General features: G+C 59.3%; 12 protein-coding genes and 1 other RNA gene. 9 read left to right on the top strand and 4 right to left on the bottom strand.

All coding sequences use genetic code 11. The annotated features are described in order from the left end of the window. Positions 1-86: 86 nt before the first annotated feature. Positions 87-995, top strand: a complete 909-nt coding sequence (locus tag ACR3EQ_RS16325) for an alpha/beta fold hydrolase (protein ID WP_170614302.1) — start codon at positions 87-89, stop codon at positions 993-995. Here ACR3EQ_RS16325 and ffs read toward each other — a convergent pair. Together ffs and ACR3EQ_RS16335 are read right to left on the bottom strand one after the other, a co-directional pair. Continuing rightward, positions 995-1,093, bottom strand: an RNA gene (gene ffs, locus ACR3EQ_RS16330) — signal recognition particle sRNA small type. The two genes, ACR3EQ_RS16325 and ffs, sit on opposite strands and share 1 nt — an antisense overlap. Before the next feature lie 153 nt (positions 1,094-1,246). Next, on the bottom strand, positions 1,247-3,013 hold the full coding sequence (locus ACR3EQ_RS16335; RefSeq protein ID WP_480440853.1) for a bifunctional 2',3'-cyclic-nucleotide 2'-phosphodiesterase/3'-nucleotidase: 1,767 nt from the start codon (positions 3,011-3,013) through the stop codon (positions 1,247-1,249). A gap of 177 nt (positions 3,014-3,190) precedes the next feature. Here ACR3EQ_RS16335 and nudC point away from each other — a divergent pair, with 177 nt between their 5' ends. From nudC to ACR3EQ_RS16350, 3 genes are read left to right on the top strand one after another with little or no spacing between them, the layout of a single operon-like run. Beyond that, the gene (nudC, locus tag ACR3EQ_RS16340; protein WP_480491236.1) at positions 3,191-4,174 is read left to right on the top strand and encodes an NAD(+) diphosphatase; all 984 of its coding nucleotides are present in this window, start codon (positions 3,191-3,193) and stop codon (positions 4,172-4,174) included. A 38-nt stretch (positions 4,175-4,212) separates the two neighbouring features. Beyond that, on the top strand, positions 4,213-4,680 hold the full coding sequence (locus tag ACR3EQ_RS16345; RefSeq protein ID WP_480491237.1) for an SRPBCC family protein: 468 nt from the start codon (positions 4,213-4,215) through the stop codon (positions 4,678-4,680). A 21-nt stretch (positions 4,681-4,701) separates the two neighbouring features. After that, positions 4,702-5,190 carry a GNAT family N-acetyltransferase gene (locus ACR3EQ_RS16350; protein WP_170614305.1) on the top strand — a complete coding sequence of 163 codons (489 nt, stop codon included), beginning with the start codon at positions 4,702-4,704 and terminating at the stop codon, positions 5,188-5,190. Between the two features lie 248 nt (positions 5,191-5,438). On the opposite strand, the gene hemC is transcribed toward ACR3EQ_RS16350, so the two are convergent. Next, a complete protein-coding gene (gene hemC, locus ACR3EQ_RS16355) occupies positions 5,439-6,398 on the bottom strand; it encodes a hydroxymethylbilane synthase (RefSeq protein WP_480491239.1) in 960 nt (319 codons plus the stop codon). 107 nt (positions 6,399-6,505) lie between these two features. Here hemC and hemE point away from each other — a divergent pair, with 107 nt between their 5' ends. Further along, positions 6,506-7,540 carry a uroporphyrinogen decarboxylase gene (gene hemE, locus ACR3EQ_RS16360; protein WP_170614307.1) on the top strand — a complete coding sequence of 345 codons (1,035 nt, stop codon included), beginning with the start codon at positions 6,506-6,508 and terminating at the stop codon, positions 7,538-7,540. A gap of 82 nt (positions 7,541-7,622) precedes the next feature. Here the strand turns inward: hemE and ACR3EQ_RS16365 are convergent, their stop codons facing one another. Then, positions 7,623-8,711 (bottom strand): CaiB/BaiF CoA transferase family protein, encoded by a 1,089-nt coding sequence (locus ACR3EQ_RS16365; protein ID WP_480491241.1) that lies wholly within the window; start codon positions 8,709-8,711, stop codon positions 7,623-7,625. Between the two features lie 160 nt (positions 8,712-8,871). On the opposite strand from ACR3EQ_RS16365, the gene ACR3EQ_RS16370 reads away from it, so the two are divergent. From ACR3EQ_RS16370 to ACR3EQ_RS16385, 4 genes are all read left to right on the top strand, one after another. Then, positions 8,872-9,390 (top strand): SRPBCC family protein, encoded by a 519-nt coding sequence (locus tag ACR3EQ_RS16370; RefSeq protein ID WP_170679541.1) that lies wholly within the window; start codon positions 8,872-8,874, stop codon positions 9,388-9,390. Between the two features lie 69 nt (positions 9,391-9,459). After that, a complete protein-coding gene (locus ACR3EQ_RS16375; RefSeq protein ID WP_170679543.1) occupies positions 9,460-10,389 on the top strand; it encodes an ABC transporter ATP-binding protein in 930 nt (309 codons plus the stop codon). Continuing rightward, a complete protein-coding gene (locus ACR3EQ_RS16380; protein WP_170614311.1) occupies positions 10,386-11,147 on the top strand; it encodes an ABC transporter permease in 762 nt (253 codons plus the stop codon). The genes ACR3EQ_RS16375 and ACR3EQ_RS16380 overlap by 4 nt, the downstream gene beginning before the upstream one ends. 104 nt (positions 11,148-11,251) lie before the next feature. Then, a complete protein-coding gene (locus ACR3EQ_RS16385) occupies positions 11,252-12,049 on the top strand; it encodes a S49 family peptidase (RefSeq protein ID WP_480491243.1) in 798 nt (265 codons plus the stop codon). Positions 12,050-12,169: the final 120 nt, after the last annotated feature.

Genomic DNA, 12,169 nt, shown 5'->3' on the forward strand with positions numbered 1-12,169 from the left:
GTCATGTTTGCACCGGGTTGACTTGAGTGGGCGACTGGCCTGACAGATAGGTGAACTGAACTGTTCAGTTGAGAGCGGAGCATGAGATGTTGGACATACAGGAACGGGTCTTGACCGAAGACATACGATTTCCCGCCGGGACGGCGATGCTGTCGGGTCGCCTGTACCTGCCTGTTGCAGCGCCTGATATCGTAGTTGTTCTGAACAGCGCGACCGGCGTTCCCCAGGACTATTATCAGCATTTTGCCCGGTGGCTGGCGGAAGAGCAGGGCATTGCCTGCCTCACCTATGATTACCGCGATTTCGGAAAATCGTTATCGGGGCGCCTGAAGGATTCGCGTGTCACCATGTCCGATTGGGCGCTGGTCGATATTCCCGCGGCCCGGGCCGAGATGCGGCGGCGATTCCCAAGTGCGCGGCAGTGGACCATTGGTCATTCGCTGGGGGGTATGCTTGGGCCATTGCAATCGGATGTGGATCAGGTCGACCGGATGATTTGTGTGTGTTCAGGCCTGGTTACGTTGTCGGATCATCCGTGGCCCTACAGGGGGCTGGCCGGAATCTTCTGGTACGGTCATGCGCCTTTTGCAGTTCATATGCTGGGGTATCTGCCCGGCAAGGCCATTGGGTTTGGCTCGGACCTGCCGTCAAAGGTCTACTGGCAATGGCGAAAATGGTGCACCTCGCCGAACAGCTATTTGCCTGAAATTGGCCAAAGCCTGCCCGCAGCGACCTGGCCGCGGGCCGGTGGTCCGGTTGACCTGTTTGCGATTTCGGACGACCAGATGGTGCCTGAAAATGCGGTCTGGAGGCTGGCCGAGCTATACGGCCCGGACGCCAACCGTCATGTGCTTGAACCAAAGGATTTCGGGCTGAAATCCATTGGCCACATTGGTGTTTTTGCGCGCAAAAACAAAGCGGTCTGGCCGAGGCTGATCGAGTCTGCGGAGCAGCAAGTCCGTTCCGACCGGAAAGATGTGACGATTGCGGGATGAAGTGAGAGGTTGGACATCGACCCAAGCGGGGCTCGTTGTGGCTGCTTCCTTCCGGACCTGACCAGGTTGGCGAGGCGCTCGCCCGCGCCAACCTCTCAATCGTCGATATAGGGAAGTTGCGCCAGGAAGACAACCCGTCAGAGTGACAGTCTGATCCGCAGAAAGCCTTCCGGGTCATGCCCCAGCACATGCGGATCGTATGCGTCCAGTTCGGAAAGATGCGCCCTTGCTCCCGGCCCGGTTTTCAGAATCTAAGCGTGCCCGGGAAGCCGGACAAGGCTGAAGGGGAAGGGCGCAGATTGCATCGGGTCGCCCGGTAATCCCCCCGAAAGATAGTCGCGCAGGACGTGCCTGATGGGTAAGGCCGGCAGATTGATCTGCCGGGCCTGATGCGCAACAGGGAAGTGTCCGCCGCCGCTGGCCCGGTAACTGTTCAGGGCCACAACGAATTTCTGGGTGGGTTCAACAGGGATTCCACCGCAGCAAATCTCGCGGACACGGTTTGCAGCGGGATCGACCAGCATTCCGTGAGAATCAAAACGCGCCGGCTGGGAAAGATCGATCCGATAGGTCAGGCCGAACAGCACATCGAAGTTATGCCCGGCCCGTGTTTCATCGGTCAGAGTGCGGACAGCTCCTGCATCCACCTGATTGAAAATGCCCGCCGACATTTCAAGCCAGTCACGGACCATGTCGCCGGTGACAAGCGCGGCGCGCAGTTCATTCGGGAAAGAATGAAGATCCGAAACATTGCGCAACCGAACCTTTCCGGGCGGTACTTCCGTGTAGGAGCGCGGTCCCGCGCGGCCTCCGAACTTGCAGGGCGAAACAGCGGACAACAGTGGAAGCCCCCGCAGGTCTTCGTCCAGATGGAGGTTCAATGCTGCTGCCTGGGCGCTGGCGACCAGCGCGAGGCCCCGATCTGGTGCGCAAAAGCTGAAATAGCTGTGCAGGCTTTGACCGGTGTGGCCCACGGGTCTTGAGGCCAGCGCTCGGATTTCTTCGTGGCCGTAACTGAACAGATGCTGCATTCCGGGGTCTTCGGATACCGCTCCGTTCCCGTGCCGGGAGAGAACAGGCGGCAGCTTAACCTGCTGCCCGACAACCTTCCATCGCCCGGCAGAGGTTTTCTGCACATGCAGGTCAATGATGCCAAGATGCGTCCCGGCGACGCCAGGCATGACAACCGGTTTGCCATGTACATGCCCCCGGGTTGCGTCCGTATGATCCAGCCCTTCGTGATCCTTGCCGGGAAGTGTGAGATGCGTATGGCCTGCAACAATGGCGTCGATCCCGTCGATCGCGGCCAGCGGTATGACGGCGTTCTCCATTCCGCGCGCGGGTTCCGAAGGTCCAAGGCCCGAATGCGCCAGGGCGACAATCACATCGCTGCCGTCCGTGCGCAGGGCCTCGACCGTCTTTTGCGCGGCCTCCAGAATATCTTCGAACACGACCACATCCTGTACCCGGTGCGCATTCCATTGCGCCGTTTGCGGCGGCAGGATCGACAAAAGACCCAGACGAAACGGTGTTTCGACGCCGTCAACCAGAAGAGAGCGTTTTAGTATAGCGCGGTCATTCCATTTGGCCCCGGTGGTCAATTGCCGGGCATTGCTGCAAATCACCGGGCACGGTGCGCCGTCCAGAACGCGATTCAGCGTTTGCAGGCCAAAGTCGAAATCATGGTTGCCCAGTCCGATTGCGTCATAGCCAAGTTCCCGGAAGGCCTGCATCAACACGTGGTTGTCATCAGTCTGCTCTGCCGCCCAATCGCCAAACGGCGTTCCCTGAAGGGCATCTCCGTTGTCGAACAGGAATACCAGTGCTCCGTCTTTCTGCGCTTCTTCTCTGGCGGCGCGGATCAGACTGGCCGTTCGGGTGAAGCCCCGCGCCGGATCCGGTTCATCCGCGTGATAGTCGAACCCTGTCAGATTCATATGCAGATCGGTCGTGGCCAAAATCCGAATGCGACCGGCTGAAGTATGTTGGCGCTGAGATGAAACAGTGGTCGGGTGCAATTTTCTACTTTGGGCAATTTAATCTAAGCCATGTTCACTAAAAGAATGAGTAAGTGCAAATAACTTGGCGCCGGTGGGACCATTCAGCGGCATTGCCACGTCCCGGTGTTCATGAATTGGCATTGCAACAACTCGGCAGTCGTGGCAGCCCTGTGCGCAACACCCTGAGGATATTCAATGAAAAACGCGGAAACAGTGACATTTGGCGGCTCGGGCCTGGATCGCGCAGCGCATCTCCGGGGAGATTCGGACAGGCTGGAACAGATGAAAACTGATTCACGCGCCGAATGCCTGCTGGTCTGGCGTGGCAAGATATTGGTGCAGGGCGAAGGTCTGGACCGGCTTGGATTGGTTGCGATGGCACATAGCCTGGTGCGCGAAGGTCCCGGAGGGGTTGTGGAAGGCCCGGTATTTCTGGGCCTTCGTGAAGACGATGCACCGATTTTTGCGGCGGATATATCGGACTGGTCGGCGGATGGGCAGGATTTGTCGGATATCGGTGCTTTTGTAGACCGGTCCGAGCAGCAGCATCCGGACCTGCCGGACGGGTACGTGTTTGCCGAATTGCGCCGGATCATGACGCGGCTGAGCGCCCGCGATGCCGAGCTTGCGGCAGCGGCCAAGGCCGTTATTGGCTGGCATGAAACGCACCGGTTCTGTGCGCGTTGCGGGGCTGCCAGTGAAATTGCACAGGCGGGGTGGCAGCGCAGCTGCCCCACTTGTGGCGGGCAGCATTTTCCGCGCACCGACCCTGTGGTGATCATGCTGATTACCCATGGAAACTCGGTCCTGATGGGCCGGTCTCCGGGTTGGCCCGAAGGCATGTACTCGCTGCTTGCGGGATTTGTCGAACCGGGTGAAACGCTGGAAGCCGCCGTGCGGCGCGAAGTAATGGAAGAGGCAGGCGTGCCGGTTGGTGCCGTTCACTATCTGGCCAGCCAGCCGTGGCCGTTTCCGGCCTCGTTGATGTTCGGCTGCGCGGGTGAGGCCCTGTTCCGCGAACTCAGGATTGATCCGGTCGAGATCGAAGACGCGATGTGGGTCAGCAAATCGGAAATGATGCGCGCCTTTGCCGGAGAACATCCGGTCTTGTTGCCGGCCCGAAAAGGCGCCATTGCGCATTTTCTGCTGCAAAACTGGCTTGCAGACACTCTTGACTGACGAGACACTGAACGAAAGCAAAGGCACCGAGGGCGGACATGCAGTTTTCAGCGCGCGAAGATATCGAGGCCCCGATTGATGCGGTTTTCGACATGGTCGCGGATTTTGAGCGGTTCGAGCGGATGGCCATGCGCCGGGGTGTCGAAGTACGGCGACTGAACGAACAGGCCCCGATAACCGCTGGTGCCACTTGGCTGACGGATTTCAATTTGCGGGGAAAACCGCGTCGGGTCGAAATACAGATGACCGATTGCGATACCCCGTCCCGCATGTGCTTTGAGATGTCCAGCAAAGGTATGAAAGGGGTGACATCGGTTGACTTTCTTGCCCTGTCCCAACGCAAAACCCGGCTGAGTGTCGAAATGTCGCTTGCTGCGAAGTCACTACCGGCCCGCCTGTTGCTTCAGTCCCTGAAGCTGGGACAATCGCGGTTCCGCCGGCAGTTTCAGATTCGCCTGAGCGAATTTGCCCGTGAATTGGAAGAGCGACACGCACACGGTGTATGACGGAAAACTTGCAGGCATAGATTGAGCAGCTATTCCATTCGCCCCGCCGTTGCGGACGATGCCGAGGGGTTGGCCGTCGTTCTGAAGGCCCTTGTTCTTGCCGGACAACGCAGCAAACCATCGGATGCGGCCTTTGCGCTGTCGCATTATCTTTGCCACCCTCAGCAGATCCCGTGTTCGGTCGCCATCGACCCCCGGGGAACAGTATTGGGGTTCCAGTCTTTGAAGCTTGCAACTGCAGGCAATCCGTACAAGGTCGCTGAGGGGCTGGGCATTATTGGCACGCATATCAACCCGTCATCGGCCCGGCAGGGAATCGGACGGGCCTTGTTCAGATCCACTTTGCGGGCTGCGCAGGAAGTCGGCTTGCCTGCGATAGATGCCACCATTGGGGAAACCAATGTTGGGGGGTTGTCCTACTATGGTGCAATGGGCTTCACCGAATACCGCAGGTTGTCCGGCGCGATTTCGAAGTCGTTCACTCTGTCAGACTGCCAGTCATTGAGCTGACTTTTTCTGATCGTATTAGCTGGTGAGGATCGCAAAACAAAATGGGCCGCTGTCAGGCTATGACAGCGGCCCTTACCGATCAGAGTTCGGGGATCGGTTTCGCCCCCTCGAAAACCACTTAAAACACCAGCAACCAGAAAATCTTTCGATACTTTCGAAACTGACCCGCCTTGCTGATCGGTATGTCACTGTAATGCCGATAAACTTCGAGGCTCACAGTGAAGCAGTTCACATTGTTAAAACTTTTTTCATTTTTTCCAGTCGAAGAAGCCCGGTCCGGCCTGTTGCAGCAGTCTCGCTGCCATCTGGCGACCCATTTCCGCACCGTCTGCAACATCTCCGGTTACATCCTCGGCGATTGATTCTGACCCGTCTGGGCGCAGGACTTCTCCGCGCAGCCGAAGTTGCCCATTCAGAATTTCGGCCAGGCCGGCGATCGGTGTCTCGCAGGAACCGTCAAGCGCCGCCAGCAGCGTGCGTTCCGCCGACATGCGCTGTCCTGTCTCGGCATGGTGGATGGCTTTGAGCATTTCAGCCGAACGGGTGTCGGACGCCCGGCGTTCGATGCTGATGGTGCCCTGCGCGATGGCGGGCAGCATGTCCTCGGGCGCAATGGCCGTGGCGGGGACGTCGTCCATCTGCAGTCGGCGCAGTCCGGCCATGGCCAGAAAGGTGCAGTCCGCCACCCCGTCGCCCAGCTTTTTCAGCCGGGTCTGAACGTTGCCCCGGAACTCGACAACCTTCAGGTCAGGCCGCCGGTTCAGCAATTGCGCCTTGCGGCGCAGCGACGACGTGCCGACCACGGCGCCATCGGGCAGGTCATGGATGGAACTCAGGTCCGGCGAGATGAAAGCGTCGCGAACATCCTCGCGCGGCAGGAACGTGTCCAGTACCAGTCCCGCGGGCTGTTCGACCGGCATATCCTTGGTCGAATGCACGGCGATGTCGATATCGCTGCGCAGCATCGCCTCTTCGATTTCCTTGGTGAACAGGCCCTTGTTGCCGATCTCCTTCAGCGGGCGGTCCGCGTCGATCATGGCGCGATTGTCGCCGGTGGTCTTGATGACCACGATCTCGAGCGCCTCTTCGGGTAGATCAAACGCATCGCGCAGTCTTTGACGGGTTTCGTAGGCCTGCGCCAGCGCCAGTGGCGAGCCACGGGTTCCAATCTTCAGCGGCGATGCGGGGGTCGGCAGAGTCAATGTCATGCGCACAGCTTTAGTCGCGTCACATTGCCCTGACAATGGGGGCAGAGCTTGACAAATTGCCGCCGAAGGCAGACCCGTTGCGGCAAACCGGACGATTGGGGACAAATATGGCCGAGACAAAGAAACTGCTGCGGGCGCTGTCGGGCGAGGTACAGGACGTGCCGCCGATCTGGATGATGCGTCAGGCAGGGCGGTATCTGCCGGAGTATCGCGCGACACGGGCGCAGGCAGGGGATTTCCTGTCCTTGTGCTACAACCCCGAACTGGCCGCCGAGGTCACTTTGCAGCCGATCCGCCGCTACGGGTTCGACGCAGCCATTCTGTTTGCCGATATCCTGCTGGTGCCACAGGCGCTGGGTGCCGACCTGTGGTTCGTCACGGGTGAAGGGCCGCGCCTGTCGACCATCACGCGGCAGTCCGATTTTGACGCTCTGAAGCCGGTAGAGGACATCCACAAAACCCTGTCTCCGGTCTACGAAACGGTTCGGATTCTGGCGCGGGAACTGCCCTCCGAAACCACGCTGATCGGATTTGCTGGCGCGCCCTGGACCGTGGCAACTTACATGATTGCCGGGCGCGGGACACCGGATCAGGGCCCAGCCCATGCGCTGCGTGAAGGTGACACTGCCTTGTTCGAAGTGCTGCTGGATCGGATCACTCTGGCCACGATCGAATACCTCTCCGCCCAGATCGAAGCCGGGGCCGAGGTGGTCAAGATTTTCGATAGCTGGGCCGGGTCGCTGAAGGGTGAAGCGTTCCGCAAATACGCCCTTGAGCCCTGTCGGGTTATCACGAAGGCCATCAAGAAACGTCACCCGGGCATCCCTATCATCGGTTTTCCGCGTGAGGCAGGGGACGGCTATGTCGGTTTTGCCAAGGCCACCGGTGTGGATTGTGTCGCGTTGGATAATTCCGTGTCGCCCGAATGGGCAGCAGAATATGTGCAGGCCGATGGATGCGTTCAGGGAAATCTGGCGTCGTCGCATATGGTGACAGGTGGGCAGGCGCTGGTCGATGAGACGCGGCGGATTGTCGAGGCCTTCTCGAATGGGCCGCACATTTTCAATCTTGGGCATGGGATCACGCCGGACGCAATCCCGGACAACGTGCAACTGATGATCGACACGGTGCGCGGTCGGTAACGACGGCCAAGGGGGCCAGCCCCCTTCTTGGCCTTCGGCCAATTCATCCCCCGGGATATTTCCGGCCAGATGAAGGGGCGGATCAGCGCAGGTTGTCGAGTTCGGCCAGGATTTCCCCAGTGTGCTCACCGCGAGCAGGGCTGGGGCCGGGTTGCCAATTGGCGTTTGAAAACCGCGGCGCCGCAGCAGCCTGTAGGGTTCCGTCAACCTCCTGCCAGGTTTGGCGGGCGAGGTTCATCTCGTGGTTCTGTGCCTCTTGCGGGCTGAGGACCGGGGCAACGCAGGCGTCGGTGCCATTGAACAGGTCTGCCCAGTGATCGCGGGGTTTGTCGGCAAATATGGCGCTCAGCCGCCGCGTCTGGTCGGGCCAGAGCTGTGGCTTGAATTGTTCCTTGAAAGCCGGATCCCCGGACAGATTCAAAACGCTCAGGAAAATAGCGTAGAATTTCGGTTCGAGGCATTGAACCGAGACAAAGCCACCATCGGCGCAGCGATAAGTGCGGCTCCAGTGCGGACCGTCCAGCAGGCTTTGACCGCGGGTGTCTGACAGGTTGCCGGTCTGGCGCAGACTCATCAGCAGGTTCATCATATGGGCGGATCCGTCGTAGATCGCCGCATCGACAACGGTGCCTTGTCCGGTTCGTTGCGCATTGATCAGTCCGGCCAGAACGCCGGCGACCAGATACATCGCCCCTCCGCCAATATCGCCGACCAGCGTTGCCGGTGTTTGCGGCGGGTGATCCGGAGCAGAGGCGTACCAGAGTGCGCCCGACAGGGCGATATAGTTCAGATCGTGGCCAGCGTCGCCCGACAGCGGGCTGTCCTGTCCCCATCCGGTCATGCGGCCGTAAACCAGCCTGGGGTTCCGGGCCTGGCAGATCTGCGGGCTGAGGCCCAGTTTTTCCATGACACCTGGGCGAAATCCTTCGATCAGCGCATCGGCCGAGGCGATCAGGCGTTTGGCCGTTTCAAGGTCATCGGGATTTTTGAGGTCCAGATCGATAGAGCGCTTTCCACGATCTAGCAGCGAACGTTCCGGCATTCCGGGTGTCACAGCCCCACCCTTGCGGTGAATGGTAATGACGTCCGCCCCAAGGTCCGCCAGCAGCATGGCCGCGAAAGGGCCAGGGCCAAGCGCTTCGATTTCGATGACGCGTATTCCGTGCAGCATGACTGTCCTCCGTTGTCGCGCAAAATTCCGGGAAGGCCGAAAAAATGCAAGGTCGGAGTTGCCGCGCCGGCGCGTTTCGAATCCGGCGTGCTTGCCTGCCACCACTATTCAGCGCTAGGTCTGTGAGAACCGTCAGAGAAACGACAAAGGGTCCGCGACCATGCAGATGAGTGATACCCGTGAAATCAAGGCATCGCCGGCAGAGTTGTACGCCGCGTTGCTTGACCCGGAGGTTCTGAAAGCCTGTGTCAGTGGCGCGCAAGAGGTTTCGGGCAATCCGCAGGACGGTTACGAGGCCACGGTTGTGCAGAAGGTTGGCCCGGTAAAGGCGACGTTCAAAGGCGTCGTCACAATGTCGGACATGGTCGAGGCCGAGCGACTGACCATTGCCGGTGACGGAAAGGGCGGCGCGGCGGGTTTCGCCAAGGGCCGCGCCACGGTGACATTTCAGCCAAACGCCGAGGGCGGCACAGTTCTGAGCTATGACGTTGATGCCAGTGTCGGTGGCAAACTTGCGCAACTGGGCAGCCGTCTGATCGACGGGTTTGCCAAGAAAATGGCAGATCAATTCTTCGTAAACCTGCAAGCGCATTTCGAAGGCCCGGCAGAAGAAACAGCGGATGACGGGGATGGTGAAAGCGGCAAAGGATGGCTGGGGCGCTTGACGGGCCGGGACTGATCCGTTTGTAAATGGTCTGTTCGGTAACGGCGCGGCGCGGATGGGTCGCTGTCACCACAGGGAATATGCATGACCACCATTCTGTCCATCAGGGATCTGCGAAAATCGTATGCGGATGGCTTTGAGGCGCTGAAAGGCGTGTCTCTGGATATCGAGCAGGGCGAAATACTGGCGCTGCTGGGGCCGAACGGCGCCGGAAAGACGACCCTGATTTCAACGATTTGCGGGATCACCACGCCCAGTTCCGGGTCCGTCACGGTGGGTGGTCACGATATTCAGACAGAGTTTCGCGCCGCCCGCCGGATGATCGGTCTGGTGCCGCAGGAGATTGCGCTGGAACCGTTTGAGAAGGTCTGGAACACGGTGCGGTTTTCGCGAGGTCTGTTCGGGCTGGGCCGTGACAACGCTCGGCTTGAGGAGATTCTGCGCAAGCTCTCGCTGTGGGAAAAGCGCAGAAATGCCATCCGGGAACTGTCGGGCGGCATGAAGCGGCGGGTGCTGATTGCCAAGGCGCTGGCTCATGAGCCGCGCGTGCTGTTTCTGGATGAACCCACCGCCGGTGTTGATGTCGAATTGCGCAAGGACATGTGGGAGATCGTGGCCGAGTTGAAGCGGGCCGGTGTCACCATCATCCTGACCACCCACTACATCGAAGAGGCCGAGGCCATCGCGGACCGTGTAGGCGTCATCGACAAGGGTGAGTTGTTGCTGGTGCAGGACAAGGACACCCTGATGGCGCAGATGGGGAAAAAGCAGATCGAGGTCATGCTGACCGAGCCGATCCCGACCATCCCGGACAGTCTGGCCGCGCACAATCTGGTTCTGAACGGAAGCGGGGACACCTTGGTCTACACCTACGACACGCATGCCGACAGGACGGGTATCACCACGTTGCTGAACGATGTGGCACAGGCCGGTCTGGTGTTGCGTGACGTTCAGACCCGGCAGTCGAGCCTTGAGGAAATTTTCGTCAATCTGGTGTCGGGAGAACCCGCATGAACTGGTCTGCCATCGCCGCCATCTATCGGTTCGAGATGCAGCGCTTTTTCCGCACTCTGGCGCAAAGCTTTCTGTCGCCGGTGTTGTCGACTTCGTTGTATTTCGTGGTCTTCGGCACGGCCATCGGCAGCCGCATTCAGGAGGTTGAAGGCGTGTCGTATGGCGCCTTCATCGTACCGGGGCTGATTATGCTGTCGGTGGTGATGCTTTCGATCTCGAACGCATCTTTCGGCATCTATTTCCCGAAATTCCTGGGCACGATCTACGAACTCCTGTCGGCCCCGGTCAATTTCATCGAAATCGTGATCGGTTACGTTGGCGCGGCAGCGACAAAAGCGTTGTTTGTGGGCGTGGTGATTTTGATTACCGCTACCTTCTTTGTGGATCTCAGGATTGAACACCCGTTGGCGATGATGGCCTTTCTGGTGCTGACTTGCCTCAGTTTTTCATTGCTGGGCTTCATCATTGGTATCTGGGCCAGCAATTTCGAGCAGATGTCGCTGGTTCCGCAACTTGTGGTCACGCCATTGATCTTTTTGGGCGGCACGTTCTATTCGATCTCGATGCTGCCGCCGGTGTGGCAGACAATCACCCTGTTCAATCCGGTCGTCTATCTGATTTCGGGGTTCCGGTGGTCCTTCTACGGGCTTGCGGATGTGCCCATCGTGTTTAGCCTGCTGGCCATTCTGGCCTTTACCGGGATCTGTCTGGGCATCATCGGCTGGATCTTCAAAACCGGCTGGCGCATTCGCAGCTAGGGCGTTGCATTTTTGCCCATCGGATGTGTTTATTTGGTTCACGTCGCGTTTATGGCCGCGTCCGTCTCTTGTTTACCGTCAGGCAGCACTCTACATCGGCATCCATGAAACTCAGCCTTCCGTTTGTCAAAAAGCAGCCGCTTGTGGCCGTTGTGCGTTTGTCCGGCGCGATCGGGATGGCCGGTCGCGGGTCGCTGAACGACACCACGCTGGCCCCGATTCTGGAAAAGGCATTTCGCAAGGGCAAGCCTGCTGCCGTCGCGCTTGAGATCAACTCGCCCGGCGGTTCCCCGGTGCAAAGTTCCTTGATCGGCGCACGTATCCGGCGGCTGGCGGAGGAGCTTAAAATCCCTGTTTTCGCCTTTGTCGAGGATGTCGCGGCCTCGGGCGGCTACTGGCTGGCGGCGTCTGCGGATGAGATCTTTGCCGATGACAGTTCCGTGCTGGGTTCGATTGGCGTGATTTCTTCGGGCTTTGGTGCGCATGTGTTCCTGAAACGCCAGGGGCTCGAACGGCGCGTACATACGGCGGGTCAGTCGAAATCCATGCTGGATCCTTTCGCGCCGGAAAAGAAAGAGGATGTGGCACGACTGCAGGGGTTGCTGGGTGATATCCATGAAAACTTTATCACCCATGTCGTCACACGGCGCGGTGACAAGCTGGATGACGCGGCGGACCTGTTCAGTGGCGAGATCTGGCTGGCCAAACGCGCGCAGGAGCTGGGGTTGATCGATGGTATTGCCCATCTCAAACCTAAGATGCAGGAGCGGTTTGGCGATAAGGTGAAATTCCGCCGCTATGGCGTCCGCAAACCGATCTGGTCCCGTTTTGGGGCCGCTGTGGCGCAGGATGCCATTGCCGGGCTGGAGGAGCGGGCGGCTTACGCGCGCTTCGGTTTGTAACGTGATCATCAAGGCCGTCACTCTTTTTCTGATCGCCATGGGTGTATTGGCGATGTTCGGAAAGCTGCGCTTTCCGGGGCAGAAGCGGCTGCAGTCCTCAAGATGTCCCCGCTGCGGGCG

It is taken from the genome of Ruegeria sp. AN11, assembly GCF_056536005.1.